The sequence below is a fragment of the Bacillus sp. 2B09 genome, assembly GCF_003946835.1.
Lineage (GTDB): Bacteria > Bacillota > Bacilli > Bacillales > Bacillaceae > Bacillus > Bacillus altitudinis.
On sequence record NZ_RPSG01000001.1, the window covers coordinates 708,774 to 732,044 of the forward strand.

The following is a 23,271-nucleotide window of genomic DNA, read 5'->3' on the forward strand; positions in this document are numbered from 1 at the left end:
TTCAGCAAGTGTCATGTTTGGCTTGCCTCCTCATATAAGAAACACCTGACGCTTCTACCATTTTCATAGGTTGTCAGTTTGGGCAATTCACCTATGCATCGTTCCATGGCTTTCGGGCATCTAGGCGCAAAACGGCATCCTGCGGGAAGCTGATCTGGCGCAGGGACATTTCCTTTTATCGCTGTTAATGGCTGAATGTCTCCGTCAATGACCGGAATGGATTCAAGCAGTCCTTCTGTGTATGGGTGAAGCGGCTGATCAAACAACTCTTCAACGGTTCCATTTTCAACAACCTGTCCGCAGTACATGACAATGACGCGGTCTGCTACTTCCGACACAACACCTAAATCGTGCGTAATGAGAAGTATAGATGTACCAAAGGTCGAACATAAATCTTTCATTAAGGTCAGCACCTGGGCTTGTATGGTCACATCAAGAGCAGTAGTTGGCTCATCCGCAATGAGGAGCTTCGGATCACAGCTTAGCGCAATGGCGATCATGACTCGTTGACGCATACCGCCGGATAAACGGTGCGGGTAATCTTTGATGATTTGTTCTGGCCTGGAAAAGCCTACAAGCTTTAGCAAGTCAATCGCTTTTTTGGTCGCTTCTTTTTTTGAAAGTTTTTTGTGGTAAATGAGGATTTCTGTTATTTGTTCCCCGATGGTTAAGACGGGATTAAGTGAGGTCATGGGTTCCTGAAAGATCATGGATACATCATTACCGCGAATACTGCACAATTCCTTTTCACTATATGTAACAAGGTCTTTTCCATCAAGCTTAATGGAACCATCCATAATCTTCCCACCAGTCCCATTAATCAGACCCATGATGGATAAAGACGTAATACTTTTACCAGACCCAGACTCACCGACTAATGCGACTGTTTCCCCTTTTTTGATACTAAAATCAACGCCATCAACAGCAGGTATTGGTTCCTTTTTTCGAAAAAAATAGGTTTTTAAGTTTTGCACTTCAAGCAGTGTGCTCATGCATTCGCCCCTTTCTCCATAGATCAAATGAACCGAATCGAAAAATTCCGTCTTTTTAGAATAAAAAGAATTATCAAAATTTATATTTGTATATTATTACATCAGCATGACGAAATCAAGAAGTATTTAGTAAAATTGTAATATGTCACTTTTTTTGTGAATGATTGTCTTTATCATTCTATCGCCTTTAAAAACGTTTCCGCTGGCTCCGCAATCATAGACTCCTCGCTGATTCGGTGCTCATCGAAATACTTTTTCACGATATAAAATCCAGTGGCATAGCCAAGCATTTTGGGGTAGTTCCCTTTTCCATAAAGGAGATTCTGTATCAGCCTTTCGTCGTCCTGCACTTTCTGATAAAGGTGACTGGATACCCATTTCTTGTACATGCGCTGCAGCTGCGATTCGTCATATAAAGTCGTCCACTTTGCTGTATAGCTTTCTCCATATCTATGATACACAGCATATTCAGCGAGCCCCTCCATCATGATTGTATCAAGGAATGTAAAATCTTTTTCTTCTTTCGTGAGAAAATGCAACCTGCATACATGGTGATATTCATGCGTCAGCAACGTACCGATTCGCTCCTTCGGTGTATGCGGGGATAAAAAAAGAAAGATTTTGTCATCAAATGCCATGCCGGATTGAAAGTAAAATTGTTCTCTGATCTCTTTGCTGCTCTCATTAACAGGCAAAATAAAGACAGGGACATCAGGACCTCCCCACTTTTTTTGCAGCGCTTTGTATTCTTTCATCACAAGCTTGAAATACCCTTTTTCTTTGAGCTTGTCGATCATTTCCTGGCAGGCGTTCCATGATCGAACCATTCCGTGATGTTGTAAATGGGCGAGAATAGATGATCCTTCTTTTTTCTCCGCTCCTTTAAAATAAGGGACAAAACGTGCCGCCAGCTCCTGAAATGATGATGATTGTTGGATGAGATATTGTGTATTGATCAGACCCATACCGCTGAACACCTCCATTTTCATCATATGCAAAAAGGCGGCGATCTGTTTATAGATCGCCACCTTCTTAAGACATATTACGCTTCGTATTTTTTGAAGATAATTGTCGCATTGTGCCCGCCAAAACCAAGTGAGTTGCTCAAAGCCACTTGTACTTCTTTTGAACGTGCTTCATTTGCTACATAATCAAGATCACATTCTTCATCTGGTGTTTCAAGGTTAATCGTTGGCGGAATGACACTGTCTTTAATCGCCAGAACAGAGAAAATCGCTTCTACTCCGCCTGCTGCGCCAAGTAAATGACCTGTCATTGATTTTGTCGAACTGATCGCAAGCTGATTCGCATGCTCTCCGAACACTTCTTTAATCGCCATTGTTTCAAACTTATCATTATACGGTGTGCTTGTTCCGTGGGCATTGATATAATCAATTTCTTCCACTGTTAAACCTGCATCACGAATGGCTTCTTTCATTGCACGTACGCCGCCTTCTCCGTTTGGAGCAGGTGCTGTGATATGGTATGCATCTCCAGTTGAGCCGTAGCCAACGATTTCTGCATAAATGGTCGCACCACGTTTTAACGCATGCTCTAATTCTTCAAGTACAACAATTCCCGCTCCCTCACCCATGACAAATCCGTCACGGTTTTTATCAAATGGACGGCTTGCTGTCTCTGGATCAGGATTTGTCGAAAGAGCTTTGTTCGCACAGAAACCAGCAAACGACATTTTCGTTAACGGTGCTTCTGTTCCACCTGTAATCATCGCATCTGCATCTCCGCGCTGAATGACTTTAAAGGCATCACCAATGGAGTTTGTTCCTGTTGCACATGCTGTTACAGTACAAGAGTTAACCCCTTTTGCGCCAAGTGCAATTGAAATTTGGCCTGTTGCCATATCTGGAATCATCATTGGAACGAAGAACGGGCTTACGCGTCTTGCTCCTTTATTCGAATACACTTCGAATTGCTCTTCGAATGTTTCAAGTCCGCCAATACCAGATCCAACCCATACCCCAACACGAGGTGCGTTTTCATCTGTAATTTCGAGGCGTGAATCTTCTAAAGCCTTTTGAGCAGCAACGACTGCATATTGTGTGAAGCGTGCCATCTTTCTCGCTTCTTTTTTCTCCATGTAATCTTCGATGTTAAAATCTTTTAGTTCTGCTGCTACTTTTGCTGTATATTCACTTGAATCAACACGTGTGATCGGGCCAACACCTGATACACCTGCTACAGCATTTTTCCATGTTGTCTCTACATCGTTGCCAAGAGGTGTCAAAGCACCTAATCCTGTAACAACTACTCGTTTCTTATCCATTAATTTGTGCACCCCACTCTTTTATCGGCCCCATCGCATAGCGATTGCGCCCCACGTTAATCCTCCACCAAAACCAACCATTACAATCACATCGCCGTCATGAATTTTTCCGGCTTCGATTTCTTCACATAGTGAAATTGGAATGGATGCTGCTGATGTGTTTCCATATTTATGGACTGTTTTCGACATTTTTTCAACTGGCAGCTCTAAGCGTTCGCGTGCTGCTTCCATAATGCGAATGTTTGCTTGATGCGGAATCAAGAAGTCTACGTCTTCTTTTGATAGTCCAGCTTTTTCAATCACGTTTACGCTTGACTCGCCCATTTGTCTCACAGCAAATTTAAATACTTCTCTTCCATTCATGATTGTATGATCTTTTTCATCTAAGTACAAGTGCTTCCCGCCGCTTCCATCGGCTCCAAGCTCAAATGATAGAATTCCCTTTCCTTCGCTGACTGTTCCTAGTACAGCAGCACCTGCTCCATCTCCAAACAAAACAGCTGTGTTGCGGTCATCCCAGTCGGTAATGCGAGAAAGCTTTTCTACACCAACGACAAGCACGTGTTTGTAAGTGCCTGATTCGATAAATTGTTTTCCAGTAACAAGCCCATACATAAAGCCAGCGCAGGCAGCGCTAATATCCATTGCACATGCTTTATGTGCACCGAGCTGCTCTTGAATCATACAAGCGACTGTCGGAAATGCTTGATCTGGCGTAACTGTCGCTACAAGAATCATATCAATATCTTCTGCAGCCACATCTGCGTCAGCTAATGCTTTTTTTGCAGCAGCAAGCGCCATATGAGATGTATTGACATCATCAGATGCAATTCTTCTTTCTTCTATACCTGTTCTAGTACGAATCCACTCGTCAGAAGTTTCAACCATTTTTTCTAAATCATGATTTGTTAATACTTTTTCAGGTATATAGCGGCCAAGGCCAATAATTCCAGCATTCATTGAATAAGACTCCTTTTACTCATACGAGCATGTGATATTGTGATCTTATATTAGTATCTGGTACTAATTTTACCTTATTTTTTTCTCCTTGGCAATACAAACGTCTAACCTTTCCTCTCACTTTTTTCATAGATTAATGATATACCAATAGTAGAAAGGAACATGTGATATGGCGCAAAAGGATATTTTCTCAGCAATGATGTTTGGTCAGCCGCTTGAAAAGGAGAAAAGCAAGACAGAAAAAAAGGAGGAGCGTGCAGAGACTTCTTCAAGTGATGACTCCATTGACTACATGCATGTCATGAATCAAATTGGAAACATTATGAACTCCATCGATGAGCTGAAGCCTGTGTTTAAAGATGTTGGCCCTATGATTAGTGCCTTCAAGAAAAAATTATCATAAAAAAAAAGCCACTATTCTGTGGCTTTTTCTGATGCTGCATCTGCTTTTCCAAGCTCATATGCCTCTTGCATGACAGATGTAAACAAAGAGAGAAGTGGCTGAAGTGCTTGTGGATCAAGCTGAATCCCTGCTTTATCTAATTCTTCTTTTGCTTGTGGAAAATACTTCATCGCAATTTGTAAAAACTCCATCGATTTTTCGTGCTGCATGTTCAACGTCCTCACTTTTCATTTGGCAGTTTGCCTGTTTTTTTGTAATTCGCAATATCCTTCTCAATGTCTTTCACAAAAGCGCGGTCTATGGTTGAGCTAAATTTCCCCATTTCGATCACTCCTTCTTTAAAGTCAAAGGAGTACTCACCTTGTTCGTTTAGCTTGCCTTCATTAAACTTCTTCGCAATGATACTGTACGCTTTATCGACATGCTGGACTGTGCTAGTTAACACCGTATGGCTTCCAAGGTTGGATTGATCAGTGACATATCCGATCGCAAATAAATTGTCGGTTTTGATTTGTTCAATGACAGGGATATTATAACCATCACCTGCTGGATACACAACATCTACACCTTGTTTTTTCAATTTTTGATAGAGGTTCACGGCTTTGTCAGCATCATCCCAGTTTTCGACAAATTCCGCTAGGACTTGCACATGTTCGTCCTGATATTTTGCACCTTTGATAAAACCGTCTACTTCACTTTGCCAATCATATGTAGCCAGAATACCAATCTTTTTTGTTTTGGACATATGTGCTGCTGTCATGCCTCCGAAAAAGCCCATAGCTTCTCCTTTAAACGTGACGTTTGTGACATTATCAGCTTGAGGCTTGCCTCCATTGACCGTGATAAATTGTGTTTTCGGATAATCTTCACTGATCAAGTTGAAAATTTCGCTGTATTCATTGCCATGGCCAATAATCAAATTGACTCCTTTTTTATGAAATTCTTCAATGGCATCAACGATTTTCTCCTTGTCGACCATCCCTTCCTTATAATAAACATCTACACCAAATGTTGATTGGATATTTAATAAGCCTTTATAACCTTTCGTTCCCCAAACTTGATCATTAATCGTATCGGGGACGAGTAAACCCACCTTCTCAATATGTCCTTTTAACGGCGCCTGCGAGCAGGCAGATAGCATAAGAAGAAGGAACGAAAAGATCATGACAAGCCGCTGGTACTTCATGCCATGTTCAACTCCCTTTGCAACACGCAGGCATGAACCTGTATGTTAAATATAGGTTTATTTTATACTGAAAAAAGATAAGATGGAAGATCATTCTTGCTTTTTGTCGAAAAATGTTGAGTTTTGTCTTTTCCATTCTGCTATGATTTCTTCTGCTTGTTTGTCACCTGTTTGTCTTTCTACCTTTAATTGATGGATCATTTCCTGCCTTTGATCGGTGCGTGCCCACTTTAAAAGCTCCTTTGCGACATCTTCTACAAAAAATGTGTGATCATCCTTTATTCGTCTCTCTTCATGGAGTGTCCACGGACCAAACATACGTGGAAGGATAACAGCCGAAACGCTTTGTTCATGCGAATGGCTTTCGGGTTCTTCGTAAAACAAGCGGTATACGCCATGCTTCGCTTCGAGGTCTATCTCTCTGTTCATTGAATCATCTGATTGAAAAAAGATCAGGTCATATGCCTCTTTCCTATCTTGACCATCAATAAAGCGGACAAGATCATTGCGGCCGAGCCACATCATCCGCTCTTCTAATAACATTTTTTGCTCCTCTGACTGCTCCTTAGGATATGTGATATCCACTTGTATGCCCTCTTTCATCATATATTCACAAAGTGTCAGTCCAAAAAATTCATCTGCACCTATGATCAGTCCTGTTTCCATGTTCATGTCCCCTTTTTTAGCATATCGAATAAAAAGAAGAGCCCTTTCCATGAAGGGCTGTTATCATCCTATTCATTACAATTCTCTTTCATGCGATTTATAAAACTTGTGAATGGACTGAAAGATTCTTCTTGGATGATCAAACATATGCAAAGTAAGGTCCATCTGACAATGGTCTGGATTCATCATATGCTGATCAATAAAAGGCTTTGCGTGTAGTTCATAGGCATACGGTGCGCCGTTTAGTCTCTGCCATATATGAATCGGTACATGAGCTGAATGAACGGGGCAAGAAGGAAGTGGATACGTTTCAGCTTCCTTTGCAGAGCACCCATAGCTCTGTGCGAGTTCTTTCATGAACTGTTTGTAGAAGAATTTGTGTTCCTTTTCTCTTTCTCTTTGTGCTTGCAGGTGTAAACATGGATTCATCATGGCTATAGACCTTAGCACTTCTGGCATTTCTTCGGCAAGACTCATGGCGACAAGTGCGCCCATTCCCTCTGCCAGCACATGAATTTCCCGGTTTAATATTTCTTGTTTTAATGTGTGATGAACAAGCTGTTTCGCACTAAAAACAGCATCTTCACATCCCCAGTGATTCCCATGAAGATGACTATTAAACAATGTATATCCTTCATCCTTTAAAGCAGTTAAAAGCTGGTTTCTTCCGTAATGCTGAAGCCAGAATGATGTATTTTCCTGCACAAAGTGATTTCGGTCACCGAGGATTAGAATGCCAAAGCCATTTGGTTTTTGAGGAAGGTGAATGATGTTCCACTGGGAACCAAGCTGGAAAAAACGTTCGCTTACACCCATATGGCCAGCCTCCTTTCAGTGATTCTGCTTTCTATGATATGAACAACAACTCTTGTAGGAATAAGGAAATCCCCTAAAGACAGAAGAATTCTTTTTATTTTTATAGTAGAAGGTCTCAAAATGGTCACATAAAGGCGGAAAACAGTCTTTTCTCTGAACTCGTATCTATGGTATGATAGTCAATAGATTGTTACATAAAGGACGGTGGAATAATGCATTACATTATCACCCTCATTTGGACTTTTCTGCTGACACATATGGCTGGTTACATCGTTGCATCTATGAATGGAGCTGCTTATGATTTTACGTTAACTTCCATTCTTGCCATAGTGTTTACGGTTATTTTATTCATCTTTGCTGAAGTAAGTCCAATGAAAGAAACAGAAAGTTCAACAGAACATTCTTAATATTGGTGAAAAAGAGCTAATGATTTGAGATTAGCTCTTTTTCTTTTTTTCAGAATGATGACTAGAAGTTGAGAGCGCACGCCAAAACCCCCTGCCGTCAATTACAGGGGGTTTTTGAGTTACACCTCAACCGTTTCGGACTTCTGTTTGTCTGCTGACAAATGGCTTTTCGCTAGCCCTGTGAACAGGAAGATCGCGATGCCCGATAAAATTTCAAGCACACCCCCCCCCGCAATGACAGGGCCTGCTCCAAAGCGTTCTGCCAGGACGCCCGATATGACGGCTGCAAGCGGGAGAAAGACATTTGATGACGCATTGATCACGGCATATACTTGCGGCTGATCTTCTTGGTCAACAGACGTTTGAATAATGACCATCTCTGGGACATTGATTGCACTGACGGCTGCACCAAAAATAAAGGAAGCTAGAAGAACGACTGGAAGCCATGTACTCATTCCAGTGATAAAGAATGCTGCTCCTTCAATCATGCCTGCGACAATAAAGAACAAGCCGAATCTTTTGATTTTCACCTTCGCCAGTGCAAAGCCCATCATAAACGCACCAACTGCGGCGACACCTCTTAAAATGGAATACACCATTGAATCACTTTGCAGCGCTTCTGCTACATATACAGCGGATAATGCCTGCCACGGAGCTGCAGCGACATTCATTAAAATACAATAAAGGGTCAGTGCAAATAAAATATGATGATTTTTAACGACTAGAAAGCCTCTTTTTAAGTTATACAGATATGTATTCTTTGCTTGTTTAATGTCTGCTGCTTTTTCTGCATCTGACTTTTGGAGTTTAACGCCAATAATGAACAAGCCCGATATGATGAATAAAGCAGTGGTGATCAGGAGCGTATCTGCAGGTCCAATTAATTTGACCAAAAGACCAGCGACCATCACCGCAGCAAGTGCGACAATTTCAAAAGATGATTGCAGGATCGCATTTGCTTTTTGAATGAGATGCTTTGGAACAATCTGAGGCAGGATGGCCACAGAAGCCGGGTTATATGCTGCACCTGTTGCCGATTGAATAACCATTAATGAGATCAATAACCATAGAGGCAATATGTGCGAAAAATGCAGTAGTGGAATAATGAGTACAATGGTTGCTCGAATGACATCTGAAGCAAACATCCATTTAGATAAATGATGTCTTTTCATAAGAGGTCCTAGTATTGGGGCCAACAATGATGAAGGAAGAACTGTCACTGCTAGAAGAAGTCCGGTACCGAGCGCTCCATCCCCTCTTAAAATCAATAACCAAAGAACGGATGTAAAAGCAAAACTTTCTCCTGTATTTTTTATGAGTCTTGATATGAACAATGAGGTGAAGCGTTTATTCCAAACACTTTCACTGAGATTCATCTTTTCCATCACACAAATCCTTTCAACCTTATACTATTCTTACATATTTTACCTTAAACTTTCTTTTTTTCATACTATTTATTTGAAAATTGGAACTTAATTGTTTTTTATTATAAAGAAAAAAGAGGCATGACACATGCCTCTAAAGACTTATTCATATGGACTCTTAGTCAATTGCTTAAGGCTTTCTTTGGTAAGTCCAAACACGGTTATGGTTCGAGTTATCCGGAAAGACGTCTCCTGCTTTAAGCTTTATCTTTAAAGGATCTTTCACCATACTACCGGTCTCACCGATTTCGATATAAACACCATTATTAGGTGCCTTATTACCAGATTTAAACTGATGCTGTTGACCCATTTCCATCCTCCTTTCTCGATTGATGTTATTATGTCCCATCCATTGTCTCTCCAATCCAACATGTAAAAAGTCCCTGCTCAGTCGAGACAGGGACACTTGTGATTTATTTAGGTTGTTGATACATGAGCTCTTTGATTAACGCTTTTTGCACATGCAGGCGATTTTCTGCTTGCTGGAATACTTTAGAGTGTGGTCCATCAATGATATCAGCCGTCACTTCTTCTCCGCGGTGTGCCGGCAAACAATGAAGGAAGATATAATCTGCTGCTGCATGTTGCATGAGTTCCTCATTGACTTGATATTCTTTAAATTCAGCTAGACGTTTCTCTGTTTCAGCTTCCTGTCCCATGCTTGTAAATACGTCTGAATAAATGACATCTGCATCCTGAACAGCAGCTACTGGATCTGTTGTGACGATGACTTCTGCGCCTGATTGTTTTGCAAACGCCTGGGCAGTCTCTGTCACCTCTTGAAGAGGTTCATAGCCTTTTGGTGATGCAACGGCAATGTCACAGCCTAACTGCGCGCAGCCGACCATTAAGGAATGAGCCACATTATTCCCATCACCGATGTACGCCACTTTCACACCTTTTAGTGTGCCTTTTGCTTCTTTAATCGTCAGTAAATCAGCCAGTGCCTGACATGGATGAGAGTAGTCCGTTAGTCCGTTGATCACTGGAATAGAGGCGTATTTTGCAAGTTCTTCTACCTTCTCATGTTCAAAGGTTCGAATCATAATGCCATCTACATACCCAGACAGCACCTGCGCTGTATCACCAATCGTTTCTCCTCTGCCAATTTGCAGATCATTTGAGCTGAGGAAGAGCGCATGTCCGCCTAGCTGCGTCATGCCCGCTTCAAACGAGACACGGGTTCTAGTTGAAGATTTTTCAAAGATCATCGCTAATGTTTTTCCTTTAAATAAATCTTGATATGGATATTGTTTCATTTCTTCTGCTTTTTCAATTAAGTACGCAATGTCATTGATTGAAAAGTCTTTTAACGATAAAAAGTCTTTTCCGTATAATGCCGGTTGCACGTCGACTTGGCTCATGCCGTCACTTCCTTTTTATATAATTCGTGGAGAGATACTGGTGATACATCTCCATCTTTTCCTTGCAGGAACGCTTGCGCTGTTTCATATTCGGTTAGAACTTGAACACCATGTGTAAGTGCTTTTACACGCTGTTCTTTTGCCTCTTCATCATCACCTAAATGAATGTGAAGCGATTTATCGTCTTGTTGCAGCCACGATTCAAAGCTGCCAGTCCAGACGTCAAAGCCTGCTCGTTTTGCTTCATCTACGAATAATTCACTGCCTTGTATAAAGAGGCTTCCTTTCTGTTTCCAGATCGGTGCAAACACTTTTTTCAACGCGCTTTCGACGTTCTTTCCTACACACATTCCTTCACCCGTCGCCTTCATTTCAGGTGTGAGCTTTAAATCGATATCTTGAATGGCGTGTGAGGAGAAGACTGGGAATTTAACAGCTGTGCCCCCCTTATTCTTCGTTGCCGGTTTCAATTCTTCAAGCGTTGCACCAGCTAACAGCTGAGTCGCCATTGGGATCATGTCAACACCCATGACTTTACTTACAACTGGAACAGTCCGGCTTGCCCGAGGATTCACCTCTAATACGAGCGCCTGGTTCCCTTTTATCACAAATTGAATATTCATAATGCCTTTAAAAGCTAATTTCTTTGCGATTTGTTCAGAAGCGTTATACACCTGCTCTTTGATGTCTTCACTAATAGAGACACTTGGTAAGATGGCAAAGCTGTCACCTGAGTGTACGCCCGCTTTTTCAATATGCTCAACGATTGTTGGAATGAATGTCGTTTGTCCGTCTGAAATGAGATCCACTTCCACTTCTTTTCCAGTGACATACTCATCAATTAAGATCGGATAAGGTAAATGATCTGGCTGATCAAGTAGTTCTGCCAATTGAGCTTCTGTATGAACAACGATCATGCCCATTCCACCAATGACATATGATGGACGAATAAGAACAGGGTACCCGATGCTTACAGCATGCTCCAGTGCTTCTTCTTTTGAATGTGCTGTATCTCCTTTTGCATGAGGAAGATTCAGTTCATCAAGAAGCTGATAGAATAAATCGCGATCTTCTAATGCATCTAGTGTGTCAAAGGACGTGCCTAACAAGGTAACGCCGGCTTTTTCTAAACCTTCCGCCACATTGATTGCCGTCTGCCCGCCAAATTGAACGATGACAAAATCAATTTGCTCCGCTTCAACTACGTTTAAAATATGTTCTAACGTGATCGGCTCAAAGTATAAACGATCTGCAATCTCATAATCGGTACTAACCGTTTCTGGATTGTTGTTCATCATGATGGTTTCAAATCCAAGCTTTTGTAGAGTAAGAACGCCGTGAACGGCACTATAATCAAACTCGACTCCCTGCCCAATTCGAATCGGACCGGAGCCAATGATGAGTGCACGCTGCTTTGTTTTCTCTTGATGCTCTCCATCACTTTTGCCAAAGTACGTAGAATAGAAGTAATTCGTTTTTGCATCGAATTCAGCCGCACATGTATCGACAATTTTAAATGAAGCGGCAATGCCATACTCTTGGCGAAGCTGTCTGATATCTTGTTCACTGCGATCCGTCAGAGAAGCGATTGTTTCATCAAGAAAGCCTTTTTCCTTCACTTTTCTTAAGGTGTCTTTGGATAGCGTCCCCTGATGATTCTTCAATTCTTGTTCGAGTGTGATCATATTCTTGAAAACATGTAAGAAAAACAGATCAATCTTCGTCGTTTCATGAATCGTTTCAACGGTTTCTTGTCTGGAAAGCAACTCCATGACAGCGAAGAAACGGCGATCGTCCGGTGTTTTGATTAATTCAAATAACTGTTCAGTCGAATGTTCTTTCAGTTCAGGCAAGTGGAAGCCCTTTGTTTTAATTTCAAGTGATGCGACTGCTTTTTGAATGGCAGATTCTAAATTACGGTCAATCGCCATGACTTCACCAGTCGCCTTCATTTTTGTGCCTAATTTCCGGTCTGCCTGTTTAAATTTATCGAACGGCCAGCGCGGGAATTTCACCACGACATAATCGAGTGCCGGTTCAAAGCTAGCATACGTTGTTCCTGTAAGCGGATTTTTCAATTCATCTAGTGTATAACCGACCGCAAGTTTTGCCGCCATTTTGGCAATCGGATAGCCTGTTGCTTTCGATGCAAGAGCAGAAGACCGGCTGACCCGAGGGTTGACCTCAATGACAAAATATTCTTTGCTGAGTGGATCGAGAGCGAATTGGATATTACAGCCGCCAACGACATCAAGCGCTGAAATAATTTTTAAGCTCGCTGAGCGGAGCATTTGATAATCCTGATCCGTTAATGTCTGTGACGGCGCAACGACAATCGAGTCACCTGTATGCACACCAACTGGATCGATATTTTCCATGTTACATACAGTGATACACGTATTTTGACGATCTCTCATGACCTCATACTCGACTTCTTTAAAGCCAGCAATGCTTTTTTCAACTAAGCACTGATGAATCGGACTCGCTAGAAGAGCACCTTCAATCAGCGGTTTAAAAGCCTCTTCAGTTAAAGCGATGCCTCCCCCTTTACCACCAAGTGTGTAGGCTGGTCGAAGAATGACAGGAAAGCCCACTTCTTTTGCAAATTGAAGGGCGTCTTTCGCATTATCCACAATTTCACTTTCTGGTACAGGTTCATTCAAATGCTTCATGAGAGCACGGAATTTCTCACGATCTTCACCGTTTTCAATTGTTTCAACTGACGTTCCGAGCAGTTTTACCCCATGCTTTTTCAGCACACCGGCTTTTTCTAGCTCGACAGCAAGGTTTAAAGCTGTCTGTCCGCCAAGATTGGCTAAAAGACCATCTGGTTTCTCTTTTTCAATGATTCTTGTCACTGAATCAACTGAAAGCGGTTCAAAATAAATTTCATCAGCAAATGACTCGTCTGTCATAATGGTTGCTGGGTTGTTATTCACTAAGATGACGTTGTAGCCTTCTTCTTTTAAGGCCATACAACCTTGTGTTCCTGAGTAATCAAATTCTGCTGCCTGACCAATGATGATTGGACCAGACCCGATGACTAGAATGGTTTGTATGCTTTGATCTTTAGGCATGTGCGACTTCTCTCCTTGCTTGTTTCACTTTCTCAATAAAATCATCGAATACCCATTCACTTTCTGCAGGGCCTGGGTGTGCTTCTGGATGAAATTGAACGGACATAATCAGCTTCTCTTTATGAATGAATCCTTCAACAGATCCGTCATTCACGTGGAGGAATTTGACGTCCACTTCTTTGTCATTCATGCTTTTTTCATTGACCACATAGCTATGATTTTGGCTTGTCATAAAGACACGTTTTGATTCTGTATCTTGTACAGGATGATTCGCCCCGCGGTGGCCAAAAGGAAGCTTATACGTATCCCCGCCAAGCGCAAGAGCAATTAATTGATGACCTAAGCAAATGCCTAGTGTCGGGAAGGTCATCATGATGTCATGAATGGTTTTTAAATATGGCTTCATTGTTTTTGGATCTCCAGGTCCATTTGACAAAAGGATCGCATCTGGCTTGATATCAAATACCTTTTCCATTTGTTTGTACGGAATCACTGTGACTTTACAGCCGCGCGCTTCGAGTGAGTCCGCAATTGATTTTTTAAAGCCAAAATCAATGAGCGCTACATGTTCCTCACCGCTGCCTTGTGTGTATACTTCATCTTCTGTGACCTGCTCTACCACATTGTCTTGCTTCATTGCAGGTGGCGTTTCATTTTCGTCTAAACTAAGCACTGCATTCATCGTTCCATTGGCTCGAATGTTCTGCACGACTGCGCGAGTATCTGTATGTGTAAGAAGCGGAATGTTCCACTTCTGTAAATAATCTTTTAAGCTTACGGCTGCAAGGTGATGAGAAAAATGCTCAGCTGCCTCATAGACAACGACCGCTTTTACTTGTGGTTTTTTGCTCTCAAAGTCTTCATGATTGATCCCGTAGTTTCCGATGAGTGGATATGTGAAAACAATGATTTGTCCTTTATAAGAAGGATCTGTGAGCACCTCTTGATAACCTGTCATCCCTGTAAAAAAGACCACTTCACCTGTTATGCCAGCTTCTCCTGTCAGATCTCCTTCAAAAGAGGCTCCATCTTCTAAATTTAAATAACCTTTCATGCTTGTGTCACCCCGTATTGAATAATTAATAATATAAATGTATGTTTATACGTTTTGTTGCAAAAAAATTTAGACCGTTACTGTTTCATTTGCTAACACTTGAATGATTGCTTCAATGGCTTGATCCAATTCAACTTTTTTGACATTCAGTGGAGGTAATAAACGAATGACATTCGGACCAGCTGGAAGCACCAGCAAACCTTGCTCTCGAAGGGCTGTGATGTAATCACCTACTGGCTGGTGACACTCAATCCCTGCCATTAATCCTTTGCCCCGTACTTCTTTCACGATATTCAGCTGTTTGACTTCTTGCAGTCTCTTTAAAAGGTACGCACCCTTTTCTTTCACTTCTGAAAGAAAGTCTTCTTTGAATATTACATCAAGGGTTGCGTTCACAGCTGACATAGCGAGCATGTTGCCACCAAATGTTGTGCCATGAGAGCCTGGAGAAAAGGCATCTCCTAAAGCTTTTTTCCCTATCACTGCACCGACTGGAAACCCACTTCCTAAACCTTTTGCGGATGAAATAATATCAGGATCAAGTCCCGATTGCTCATAGGCAAATGCTGTCCCTGTTCGCCCAATACCCGTTTGGATTTCATCTACAATCAGCAGTGCTTGATGTTTTTTGCAAAACGTTTGAACGGCTTCTAGAAATTCAGCAGTAGCAGGATTCACTCCACCTTCACCTTGCACCACTTCCAGCATGACCGCTGCGACATCATCGATTTCACACGCTGTGATCGCTTCAGGGTCATTAAACGGTACATAATGAAAGCCTTCCAGCATCGGTCCAAAACCAGTTTTGATTTTATCTTGACCTGTGGCAGCCATACCAGCATACGTGCGCCCATGGAAAGAGTGCAAAAACGTCACAATATTTGTTTTACCTGTTGCTTTTCGGGCCAATTTGATAGCCCCTTCATTCGCTTCAGCCCCGCTGTTGCAGAAAAATACGAGATCTCCTGAACTGTTGGCTGCCAGCTTTTCCGCTGCTTTTTCTTGCAGTCCATTTTCAAATAGATTTGATACGTGCCAGACCTCGTCAAGCTGCTTCTTGATGGCTTGATTGACCTTTGGATGATTGTGACCTAAATTCGTGACCGCAATGCCTTGTATAAAGTCTAAATATTTTTTCCCAGTTGTATCAACTGCCCAAGAACCTTCTGCCTCTTTAATTTCAACATTCCACCGTCCGTACGTTTGAAAGAGATGACTCACAGGACCGCCTCCTTTTGTTTTACAATTCGAGTTCCTTTAAAGGTATCTCCTGTAAAAATACTACCTTTTCCATTCACAATCATGACTTCATCCACATCTCCTGATAAAGCACTTAGCGCAGATTGCACTTTTGGAATCATTCCCCCGGAAATAATGCCTTCATCGATGAGCTTGAGAGCTTCTTGTTCGGTGACAACGTCTAACAGCTCTCCATTTTTTAAAATTCCTTCCACATCTGTGACAAACATGAGCTTATCAGCTTTCATAGCTCCTGCGACTGCTGATGCTGCAAGATCAGCATTTACATTTAACGTTTGGCATTCTTCGGTCATAGATAGCGGCGCAATGACGGGAATGAATTGTTTCTCCATTAGTGCTTCTGCCATCTCTGGATTAACTTCTTTGATTTCGCCAACATACCCATATACATCTTGATCGAGAAAATCGGCGACAAGCATCTGTCCATCTTTACCAGATACACCGACAGATGATATATCATGCTTTGCCAGCTCTGAAACAAAGTATTTATTCACCGTTCCTGAAAGGACCATTTCGGCTACCTCTAACACCGGCTTTGTTGTTTTGCGCTGTCCATCTACAAATTCCGTTTTCACTTCTAATTTTTGCAGCATGCTCGTGATTTCAGGACCCCCGCCATGTACGATAGCCAGTTTAAATCCAGCAGCTTGAAGTGAGCGGACATTTTCATAAAAGGTATCGGAAAGTTCTCGAATGACACTGCCTCCACACTTGAACACGATCGTTTTATCCATGTCTATCTCCTTCATTATGTGCGATAGCTCGCGTTAATTTTCACATAATCATAGGTAAGGTCACAGCCCCATGCGGCCGCTTCACCATTTCCTTCATTCATTTGAATGAAAATCGTAATCTCATCCTGCTCTAGATACGCTTTTGCTTCCTCTTCTGAGAAAGACTGAGGTTCATTATGTTTAAACAGACATTGCCCGCCTAAGTAAACTTCCACCTCTTCTGGCGTGACAGAAGCTGCGCTATGACCGATTGCTCCGACAATCCGGCCCCAGTTGGCGTCCGTACCGTATACGGCTGTTTTCACAAGACTTGAACCTACGATTTTTTTTGCAATAATACCAGCTTCTAAGTTGTTTTTTGCACCAACAACTTTCGCTTCGATTAATTTGGTTGCGCCTTCTCCGTCTCTTGCAATCTCTTTTGCTAGATCTTCGCAGGCTAGTTTTAATCCTTCTTTAAACAATGGCCATTCTGGATGTTCTTCATTCAGTGCCTGGTTTTCTGCCATTCCATTTGCCATCACAAGCACCATATCATTAGTCGATGTTTCTCCATCGACGGTAATTTGATTAAACGTCACATCTGTAATGTCACGAAGAGCATTTTGCAAAGCTTCTTGTTCGACATTTGCATCGGTTGTGACAAACCCGAGCATTGTGGCCATGTTCGGATGAATCATACCAGAGCCCTTTGCTGCACCAGAAATGAGAATCTCTTTCCCGTCTATCGTCAAGGAGTATGTCGTATTTTTAATGACTGTATCTGTTGTTAAAATCGCTTCTTCAAAGTGGCCATTTCCTGCTTTTGCTTCTTTTAGCTGAGCGATGCCTGTTTTGATTTTATCCATATCCAGACACTCTCCAATGACACCAGTAGAAGAAACAGCAATGTAATCAGGCTCTGTCCCTAACATGTCTGCACAGGCTGCCTGCATGTCGTATGCATCTTTTAATCCCTGCTCACCTGTACATGCGTTGGCGATGGCACTATTGACAATGACACCTTTTAGTTTGCCCGTCTTTTTCAAGCTTTTTTGTGTGACTTGAAGAGGCGCAGCTTGAAAGTGACTTTGAGTGTATACCGCTGCACTCGCTGCTGGTACTTCACTGATGATCAAGCCAAGGTCTTTTTTTGAATAGCGTAATCCTATATGAATCCCCTTTGCTTCAAAACCTTTTGGTGATGATACGTCCCCGTCTATTTTGACAATACTTTTTTCATTCAATTCGATCATGTTTGTTGTCTCCCCTGTTCTTATGGATAGAGAGGTGTCATTGTGAGGCCCGCCTCTTCATGTAAGCCTTTGATGATATTGAAGTTTTGAACCGCTTGGCCGGCTGCGCCTTTCATGAGATTATCTATGACAGATACAATCGTCAGTCTGCCTGTTCGCTCATCTAAATGAAAACCAATGTCACAGAAGTTACTGCCGTATACTTCTTTTGTTTGTGGATATATCCCATGATCTCTCACTCTTACAAAATAGGAATCTTCATAAAAATTCTTCATCCGTTTCATTAATTCTTCTTTTGTGACATCTGATTTCAATTGTGTATACATCGTCGCCATAATCCCTCTTGTCATCGGGACAAGGTGTGTTGAAAATGTGATGTTCGCCGTTTGCGGGTTCCATTCTCTAAGTACTTGTTCTATTTCAGGTGTGTGCTGATGTTCATTCACCTTATAAATTTTAAAGTTATCGTTCAGCTCTGAAAAATGTGTGCCAAGTGAGGCTGATCGCCCTGCACCGGACACCCCGGTTTTTGCATCTATAATGATCATAGATTCATCGATTAAATTCTGTTTCATCAGCGGTGCTAAACCTAGAAGAACTGCAGTAGGAAAGCAGCCTGGGTTTGCAATGACTTCCGCTTGCTTAATGGTTTCACGATTCAATTCAGATAATCCGTATACAGCTTGTTGAACCGATGCTTCATCCGCTGCCCTTCGTTTATACCACGCTTCATAAACAGTTCCATCTTGAATGCGCAAGTCACCTGATAAATCAATAATTGGCACCCCTTGATTCATGAGCTTCGGTGTGAGTTCACTTGAAACGCCTGCTGGTGTCGCTAAAAACACAGCATCTGTTTCTTGCACAATACCAGCCGGATCAATGGCTTTTAATGTTTGGTCAGTAATCGTTGTCAGATGCGGATAAGATTGACTGTATAATTGCCCATCACCACTTGATGAATACAATATACATTCCTCCACATGTGGATGCTGCTTAAAGATACGAACTAATTCCGCACCACCGTACCCTGTAGCACCTATAATACCTATTTTCAACGTCAATACACCCTCTTGATCTTTGTGAAATTATTTAACATTATAACATGTATAAAAATTAATTCAATTGTATATTTAATATTTGTTTTCATTTTTTTTCATAAAAAAATCCACATATCTTCGTGAGACATGCGGATTTTATCTATTGTTCTTCATATTGAGGACCAGAAGCGCACTGCATAAATATAATAGGGAACTTGCATAAAAAATCAAATGAATGGTGAAGAAATCAGCAAACAGGCCGCCAAGCATAATGGCGATAGATGAAAAAAGCGCTGTCCAAAAATGATAGTGCCCAACTTCTTTCATTCGCTTCTTCTCATTTGTGAGTTCGGTGACGAGCAGTTTCTCTCCGTGCTTCTGAACACCACCTAGCACACCTAAGGCAAGCTGAATCATATAAACTTGCTCTACTTCTGTGATATGTGGAAAAAGGAGAAGAAGAAACGCCATACCAAACGAATGAATGATTAAAAAGAGACGCCTGTCGGTCGTTTCAGGAAGTTTTCCTAATAATAAATGAATGAACGCACCGCTCAAACCAAACAGACCATAAGCAAGACCAAATTGAGAATAGCTCGACCCAACATTTTTAATAAAAAGAATATAAAAAGGGAAAATGAGACTACTGGCGAAAAACAGTAGACTTTGTGAATAGACAAACCATTTCATTGCTTTAGCATTCATTGTGTATTGTACCTTTCATAAAAGTAGTTGATAAATCTGCCATCTGGATCTGCTTGCTTTTTCTTTTGAAAGAATAGATCGGTTTTTGGATACGCTTGTTTCATTTGTGCTTTCGTTTGATAAGGCATGTATGGTAAGTAATAGCTTCCATGGTGCCGTAAGGTGATATCTGTCATTTGCCGGATGACCCGCTCTGCTTCTGCCTTCTCTTCTTTCTCAAAACCATAATTCACTAACAAAACAAGTGCAAACATATCTTCTTTCGCATATGAGAGATCCGCTTTTTCATTTTTTTGTACGTAACGGATCGTGATGTTCATTAAATTCAATTCTTCCTGTTGTAAAAAGCTTCTCATGTCATCGATATACGCACGAAAACGATCAACTGGAACAAAGTATTCTTGAAGCACATCGGTATCTGACTCATTTTCATATTCTAAAAAAGCAGAATCAGACCGCATCACGTTATTTCTTGTGATCAGCTGGTCATTTTGACTTTGAAAATACTTCTTTTGCAAGTTCCATAGCAAATCTTTCCCCATATCAAATCTTCTCGAAAGGCCGAGCATAAATTTTAAAGGGATGACGAGCTGATCTTCTTTGAGCTCGCGGTATGGATCGATCTGTTGATCAGAAGTAAGTGAATAATTCGTCACATACATCTCTTTCAAAAAATTTGTTTTCGCTGTAGAGATTCTTGCGAGATGCATGCGCACTTCTTTATTGTTCTTTACATGCTTTTGAAAATAATCAGTGTATTCATCGTAGTGTAGAGAGGTTGTCTCCATTTTATATAATTCATCCTTTGTTAAGGAAAGCTCAACATCTAAAATGACACCGAATAAGCCGTATCCTCCAATCACGGCAGTAAATAAATCATCGCTAGGCTTTACTGTGATGATCTCTCCATCTGCTTTTAACAGTGTGAAAGAGCGCACAGTGTCAATAAGTGAGCCGTAGCGAATGTCACGTCCATGTGCATTTGCACTTAACGAGCCACCAATCGTAAAGATGTTTTGAGATTGCATCACCTTTACTGCAAGACCATATGGGTTCACATATTTTTGAATATCATCCCATGTGGCGCCGCTTTGGACCCGAATGGTCTTCTTTTTTTCATTAAATGATACGATTCGGCGAAATTTCGTCATGTCTAGTACAATGCCATTTTCATAATACGTGTGGCCACCCATACTATGCTGCTTTCCGGCGATTGAAATGGGCAGATTCTTCTCTTTTGCTTCTTCTAATACTTCTTTTAAAGATTCTATTTCTTTTCCTTGCACGACTTTTTTTATTTTGACCGGCATGAGGTGACTCACATCTGTAAACGCCTCAAGTCCTTGTCTTTTGTGTGCTTGACCTTCACGTATAGAGACTGATGCAAAAAAGGCAGCACCATATCCCATCAAAAGGACGATCCATATCCACTTTCGCTTCATTATAGGTACTCCGTTCTATAAAATTACATCCATTATATCATTCCATACTCCTCCTCTACCTTAATTTTTCATAAAAAAAACCTGGCATGAGTTCAACTCATACCAGGTCGTATTTACTTATTGAATACCAAGCGCAATTTTTGCGTATCTTGACATTTTGTCACGTGTCCAAGGTGGATTCCAGACGATGTGAACTTCAGTTTCCTTCACTTCAGGCAAGTCGCTTAATGCTTTTTTCACTTCATCCACGATAACTGGTGCAAGGGGACACCCCATTGATGTTAAAGTCATTGTGATATCCGCTTTTCCATTCTCATCAAGATCGACATCATAGACAAGTCCAAGGTTGACGATGTCTACGTTTAACTCAGGGTCAATCACCTGTTCTAGGGCGCCTAAAATATTTTCTTTCAATGCTTCATCCATGATATCCACTCCTTTTTCAACTAGTATAACGTACTTTTCCTTTTGGCTAAACGTTTCTGCTTTTCAGATGTGTCACAAACCAGTCAATGGTTTCAAACATCGCTTGTCTTGAGACCTTATGGCCAGCCTGTCCATCTGTGATAAAACGAATCAGGTGAGGATCTTCTTTATATTGGGTTTCTGCTAACTCGTCATAAAGAGCTTTTGCATGTCTGTAAGGGACAACTGGATCGTTTTCTGCATGCCAGAATAACAGCGGTCTTTTGTTTAATCGATCTGTTTGCAGCGTTAGATCATAGGGACGCAGCGCGTCTAATTGCTGATGAACCTCTTCATCTGTAATCTCTTTCATCAACCCTTTGTGCCGCATGTCCATAATTTGTGCTTGTAGGAATGTCGTATATTTCGGACTGCCCATCAAGCTGACTGCCGCTTTAATCCAATCATGTTTTGCGAGTGCACCAAAGGTCGTGATCCCTCCCATAGATGTACCCGCAACACCTATTAGATCGGCTTCAATCAATTGTTTTTCTTGAAAATGTGTCTTAAGTATATCGATTTCTCGGATTTCGTTCAGGACGATTTCCCAAAACTTTGATGCCATTTCCTCTAAGCTGAGGTTTTCTGATCTTACACCATGATAAGCACAGTCAGGCAAAATGACTCTCATGCCTTTTTCTGCCAAATGAAAGGCGAAGTGTAAGTTGTGCTCGCGTGCACTTGTGAATCCATGTATAAAAAATACAAGTGGCAGTGGTTTGTCTTTATTTTCAGCTTTTACGATATGTAAAAATGGAATATCGTGCGTCATTTGCTCATCAATGGTGATCACAGCCTATGAATCCTCCTTTATCATTCCCGTCTTTGTTTATTTTAACATGTAGACAACGAAGATGTGATAAAGATACACTATAGGTGGAGGCACCCGCACTAGCTGCCTCCTATTACTTACAGATCAAAGGAGATTTTATGGAGACTAAACCTTATCTAATCGCACTTGACCTGGATGGCACGTTATTAAAAGACGATAAAACGATTTCAGCACACACACTTGATGTCATTCAAAAAGTGAAAGACAGCGGGCATCATGTCTGTATTTCAACTGGCCGGCCATTTCGTTCCAGCTCTCCTTATTATCAGCAATTGCAGCTCGATTCACCGATTGTGAACTTTAATGGAGCGTTTGTCCATCATCCTCTTGATGAAAAATGGGGCAGATTTCACACATCACTTGATCTTCAAGTCGTGAAACAGCTTGTGGATATTAGTGAGGAATATAAAGTGCACAATGTGTTAGCTGAAGTGCTAGACGATTTGTATTTCCATTATCATGATGAAAAGCTCATTGATATATTTAATATGAATGCAAACAAAGTGACCGTTGGAGACCTTCGGGACAATCTTGGAGAGAATGTCACAAGCGTCTTAATTCACGCAAAAGAAGAAGACGTCGGAGCGATCCGGAGCTATTTGACAGATGTTCATGCAGAAGTGATTGACCACAGACGCTGGGCTGCTCCGTGGCATGTCATTGAAATTATTAAAACAGGTATGAACAAAGCCGTTGGACTGCAAAAGATCAGTGATTATTACGGGGTACCTCAGGAGCGGATTGTGGCATTCGGAGATGAAGACAATGATTTAGAGATGCTTGAATTTGCTGGATGCGGGGTTGCCATGGGCAACGGGATTGATGCAGTGAAACGTGTCTCTAATGAAGTGACAGATACGAATGAACAAGATGGGATTGCAAAATTCCTAACGAATTACTTCTCGCTTTAATTTTTCCATTCATA

General features: G+C 41.4%; 24 protein-coding genes. 3 read left to right on the forward strand and 21 right to left on the reverse strand.

The window, feature by feature from the left end; translation table 11 throughout:
• Positions 1–11: 11 nt before the first annotated feature.
• The 4 genes from EBQ12_RS03675 to EBQ12_RS03690 form a co-directional block, all read right to left on the reverse strand.
• On the reverse strand, positions 12–992 hold the full coding sequence (locus EBQ12_RS03675; protein WP_017367010.1) for an ABC transporter ATP-binding protein: 981 nt from the start codon (positions 990–992) through the stop codon (positions 12–14).
• Positions 993–1,165: 173 nt separating this feature from the next.
• Positions 1,166–1,957, reverse strand: a complete 792-nt coding sequence (locus EBQ12_RS03680) for a DUF2268 domain-containing putative Zn-dependent protease (RefSeq protein ID WP_060780965.1) — start codon at positions 1,955–1,957, stop codon at positions 1,166–1,168.
• Between the two features lie 77 nt (positions 1,958–2,034).
• Positions 2,035–3,276: a beta-ketoacyl-ACP synthase II gene (gene fabF, locus EBQ12_RS03685; RefSeq protein ID WP_060780964.1), complete on the reverse strand. Its 1,242-nt coding sequence runs from the start codon at positions 3,274–3,276 to the stop codon at positions 2,035–2,037.
• 21 nt (positions 3,277–3,297) lie between these two features.
• Positions 3,298–4,236 (reverse strand): beta-ketoacyl-ACP synthase III, encoded by a 939-nt coding sequence (locus tag EBQ12_RS03690; RefSeq protein WP_007499042.1) that lies wholly within the window; start codon positions 4,234–4,236, stop codon positions 3,298–3,300.
• Positions 4,237–4,405: 169 nt separating this feature from the next.
• Between EBQ12_RS03690 and EBQ12_RS03695 the strand changes: the two genes are divergently transcribed.
• Positions 4,406–4,639, forward strand: a complete 234-nt coding sequence (locus EBQ12_RS03695) for a hypothetical protein (protein WP_008348506.1) — start codon at positions 4,406–4,408, stop codon at positions 4,637–4,639.
• Positions 4,640–4,650: 11 nt separating this feature from the next.
• Here the strand turns inward: EBQ12_RS03695 and EBQ12_RS03700 are convergent, their stop codons facing one another.
• The 4 genes from EBQ12_RS03700 to EBQ12_RS03715 all read right to left on the reverse strand — a co-directional run bounded on the left by EBQ12_RS03700 (position 4,651) and on the right by EBQ12_RS03715 (position 7,307).
• Positions 4,651–4,848: a ComZ family protein gene (locus EBQ12_RS03700; RefSeq protein WP_008348507.1), complete on the reverse strand. Its 198-nt coding sequence runs from the start codon at positions 4,846–4,848 to the stop codon at positions 4,651–4,653.
• Between the two features lie 11 nt (positions 4,849–4,859).
• Positions 4,860–5,825: a BMP family ABC transporter substrate-binding protein gene (locus tag EBQ12_RS03705; RefSeq protein ID WP_125589049.1), complete on the reverse strand. Its 966-nt coding sequence runs from the start codon at positions 5,823–5,825 to the stop codon at positions 4,860–4,862.
• Between the two features lie 90 nt (positions 5,826–5,915).
• Positions 5,916–6,491 carry a nad binding enzyme gene (locus tag EBQ12_RS03710; protein WP_125589050.1) on the reverse strand — a complete coding sequence of 192 codons (576 nt, stop codon included), beginning with the start codon at positions 6,489–6,491 and terminating at the stop codon, positions 5,916–5,918.
• 75 nt (positions 6,492–6,566) lie between these two features.
• On the reverse strand, positions 6,567–7,307 hold the full coding sequence (locus tag EBQ12_RS03715; protein WP_125589052.1) for a hypothetical protein: 741 nt from the start codon (positions 7,305–7,307) through the stop codon (positions 6,567–6,569).
• 212 nt (positions 7,308–7,519) lie between these two features.
• Between EBQ12_RS03715 and EBQ12_RS03720 the strand changes: the two genes are divergently transcribed.
• A complete protein-coding gene (locus EBQ12_RS03720) occupies positions 7,520–7,714 on the forward strand; it encodes a YjzD family protein (RefSeq protein ID WP_008348514.1) in 195 nt (64 codons plus the stop codon).
• Positions 7,715–7,833: 119 nt separating this feature from the next.
• On the opposite strand, the gene EBQ12_RS03725 is transcribed toward EBQ12_RS03720, so the two are convergent.
• From EBQ12_RS03725 to EBQ12_RS03785, 13 genes are all read right to left on the reverse strand, one after another.
• The gene (locus tag EBQ12_RS03725; protein ID WP_007499050.1) at positions 7,834–9,099 is read right to left on the reverse strand and encodes an MFS transporter; all 1,266 of its coding nucleotides are present in this window, start codon (positions 9,097–9,099) and stop codon (positions 7,834–7,836) included.
• A gap of 169 nt (positions 9,100–9,268) precedes the next feature.
• Positions 9,269–9,448: a YjzC family protein gene (locus EBQ12_RS03730; protein WP_008348517.1), complete on the reverse strand. Its 180-nt coding sequence runs from the start codon at positions 9,446–9,448 to the stop codon at positions 9,269–9,271.
• Positions 9,449–9,551: 103 nt separating this feature from the next.
• Entirely contained in the window at positions 9,552–10,502 is a 951-nt protein-coding gene (gene argF, locus EBQ12_RS03735; protein ID WP_125589054.1) for an ornithine carbamoyltransferase, read from the reverse strand.
• Positions 10,499–13,579: a carbamoyl phosphate synthase large subunit gene (locus EBQ12_RS03740; protein ID WP_125589056.1), complete on the reverse strand. Its 3,081-nt coding sequence runs from the start codon at positions 13,577–13,579 to the stop codon at positions 10,499–10,501. Before EBQ12_RS03740 ends, argF begins: the two co-directional genes overlap by 4 nt.
• On the reverse strand, positions 13,572–14,633 hold the full coding sequence (locus EBQ12_RS03745; RefSeq protein ID WP_017360179.1) for a carbamoyl phosphate synthase small subunit: 1,062 nt from the start codon (positions 14,631–14,633) through the stop codon (positions 13,572–13,574). The genes EBQ12_RS03740 and EBQ12_RS03745 overlap by 8 nt, the downstream gene beginning before the upstream one ends.
• Positions 14,634–14,702: 69 nt before the next feature.
• Positions 14,703–15,854 (reverse strand): acetylornithine transaminase, encoded by a 1,152-nt coding sequence (locus tag EBQ12_RS03750; protein WP_125589058.1) that lies wholly within the window; start codon positions 15,852–15,854, stop codon positions 14,703–14,705.
• Complete coding sequence (gene argB / locus EBQ12_RS03755) at positions 15,851–16,627, reverse strand: acetylglutamate kinase (RefSeq protein ID WP_017360181.1); 777 nt, start codon at positions 16,625–16,627, stop codon at positions 15,851–15,853. Before argB ends, EBQ12_RS03750 begins: the two co-directional genes overlap by 4 nt.
• 14 nt (positions 16,628–16,641) lie before the next feature.
• A complete protein-coding gene (argJ, locus tag EBQ12_RS03760; protein ID WP_007499060.1) occupies positions 16,642–17,862 on the reverse strand; it encodes a bifunctional ornithine acetyltransferase/N-acetylglutamate synthase in 1,221 nt (406 codons plus the stop codon).
• Positions 17,863–17,882: 20 nt separating this feature from the next.
• Positions 17,883–18,920, reverse strand: coding sequence for an N-acetyl-gamma-glutamyl-phosphate reductase (gene argC / locus EBQ12_RS03765; protein WP_206428009.1), 1,038 nt, complete (start codon positions 18,918–18,920; stop codon positions 17,883–17,885).
• Between the two features lie 138 nt (positions 18,921–19,058).
• Positions 19,059–19,607, reverse strand: coding sequence for an MFS transporter (locus EBQ12_RS03770; RefSeq protein ID WP_008348533.1), 549 nt, complete (start codon positions 19,605–19,607; stop codon positions 19,059–19,061).
• On the reverse strand, positions 19,604–21,049 hold the full coding sequence (locus tag EBQ12_RS03775) for an FAD-binding oxidoreductase (RefSeq protein ID WP_035700263.1): 1,446 nt from the start codon (positions 21,047–21,049) through the stop codon (positions 19,604–19,606). Before EBQ12_RS03775 ends, EBQ12_RS03770 begins: the two co-directional genes overlap by 4 nt.
• 117 nt (positions 21,050–21,166) lie before the next feature.
• On the reverse strand, positions 21,167–21,475 hold the full coding sequence (locus EBQ12_RS03780; RefSeq protein WP_003211530.1) for a metal-sulfur cluster assembly factor: 309 nt from the start codon (positions 21,473–21,475) through the stop codon (positions 21,167–21,169).
• Positions 21,476–21,521: 46 nt separating this feature from the next.
• Entirely contained in the window at positions 21,522–22,307 is a 786-nt protein-coding gene (locus EBQ12_RS03785; protein WP_125589062.1) for an alpha/beta fold hydrolase, read from the reverse strand.
• Between the two features lie 137 nt (positions 22,308–22,444).
• On the opposite strand from EBQ12_RS03785, the gene EBQ12_RS03790 reads away from it, so the two are divergent.
• Positions 22,445–23,257: a Cof-type HAD-IIB family hydrolase gene (locus tag EBQ12_RS03790; RefSeq protein ID WP_039167379.1), complete on the forward strand. Its 813-nt coding sequence runs from the start codon at positions 22,445–22,447 to the stop codon at positions 23,255–23,257.
• Positions 23,258–23,271 lie beyond the last annotated feature (14 nt).

What these genes read in the sequence shown, in the direction of transcription:
- EBQ12_RS03675 (WP_017367010.1), bottom strand. Translation starts at nt 992, where the DNA reads ATGAGCACACTGCTTGAAGTGCAAAACTTAAAAACCTATTTTTTTCGA.
- EBQ12_RS03680 (WP_060780965.1), bottom strand. Translation starts at nt 1,957, where the DNA reads ATGGGTCTGATCAATACACAATATCTCATCCAACAATCATCATCATTT.
- fabF (WP_060780964.1), bottom strand. Translation starts at nt 3,276, where the DNA reads ATGGATAAGAAACGAGTAGTTGTTACAGGATTAGGTGCTTTGACACCT.
- EBQ12_RS03690 (WP_007499042.1), bottom strand. Translation starts at nt 4,236, where the DNA reads ATGAATGCTGGAATTATTGGCCTTGGCCGCTATATACCTGAAAAAGTA.
- EBQ12_RS03695 (WP_008348506.1), top strand. Translation starts at nt 4,406, where the DNA reads ATGGCGCAAAAGGATATTTTCTCAGCAATGATGTTTGGTCAGCCGCTT.
- EBQ12_RS03700 (WP_008348507.1), bottom strand. Translation starts at nt 4,848, where the DNA reads ATGCAGCACGAAAAATCGATGGAGTTTTTACAAATTGCGATGAAGTAT.
- EBQ12_RS03705 (WP_125589049.1), bottom strand. Translation starts at nt 5,825, where the DNA reads ATGAAGTACCAGCGGCTTGTCATGATCTTTTCGTTCCTTCTTCTTATG.
- EBQ12_RS03710 (WP_125589050.1), bottom strand. Translation starts at nt 6,491, where the DNA reads ATGGAAACAGGACTGATCATAGGTGCAGATGAATTTTTTGGACTGACA.
- EBQ12_RS03715 (WP_125589052.1), bottom strand. Translation starts at nt 7,307, where the DNA reads ATGGGTGTAAGCGAACGTTTTTTCCAGCTTGGTTCCCAGTGGAACATC.
- EBQ12_RS03720 (WP_008348514.1), top strand. Translation starts at nt 7,520, where the DNA reads ATGCATTACATTATCACCCTCATTTGGACTTTTCTGCTGACACATATG.
- EBQ12_RS03725 (WP_007499050.1), bottom strand. Translation starts at nt 9,099, where the DNA reads ATGGAAAAGATGAATCTCAGTGAAAGTGTTTGGAATAAACGCTTCACC.
- EBQ12_RS03730 (WP_008348517.1), bottom strand. Translation starts at nt 9,448, where the DNA reads ATGGGTCAACAGCATCAGTTTAAATCTGGTAATAAGGCACCTAATAAT.
- argF (WP_125589054.1), bottom strand. Translation starts at nt 10,502, where the DNA reads ATGAGCCAAGTCGACGTGCAACCGGCATTATACGGAAAAGACTTTTTA.
- EBQ12_RS03740 (WP_125589056.1), bottom strand. Translation starts at nt 13,579, where the DNA reads ATGCCTAAAGATCAAAGCATACAAACCATTCTAGTCATCGGGTCTGGT.
- EBQ12_RS03745 (WP_017360179.1), bottom strand. Translation starts at nt 14,633, where the DNA reads ATGAAAGGTTATTTAAATTTAGAAGATGGAGCCTCTTTTGAAGGAGAT.
- argB (WP_017360181.1), bottom strand. Translation starts at nt 16,627, where the DNA reads ATGGATAAAACGATCGTGTTCAAGTGTGGAGGCAGTGTCATTCGAGAA.
- argJ (WP_007499060.1), bottom strand. Translation starts at nt 17,862, where the DNA reads ATGATCGAATTGAATGAAAAAAGTATTGTCAAAATAGACGGGGACGTA.
- EBQ12_RS03770 (WP_008348533.1), bottom strand. Translation starts at nt 19,607, where the DNA reads ATGAATGCTAAAGCAATGAAATGGTTTGTCTATTCACAAAGTCTACTG.
- EBQ12_RS03775 (WP_035700263.1), bottom strand. Translation starts at nt 21,049, where the DNA reads ATGAAGCGAAAGTGGATATGGATCGTCCTTTTGATGGGATATGGTGCT.
- EBQ12_RS03780 (WP_003211530.1), bottom strand. Translation starts at nt 21,475, where the DNA reads ATGGATGAAGCATTGAAAGAAAATATTTTAGGCGCCCTAGAACAGGTG.
- EBQ12_RS03790 (WP_039167379.1), top strand. Translation starts at nt 22,445, where the DNA reads ATGGAGACTAAACCTTATCTAATCGCACTTGACCTGGATGGCACGTTA.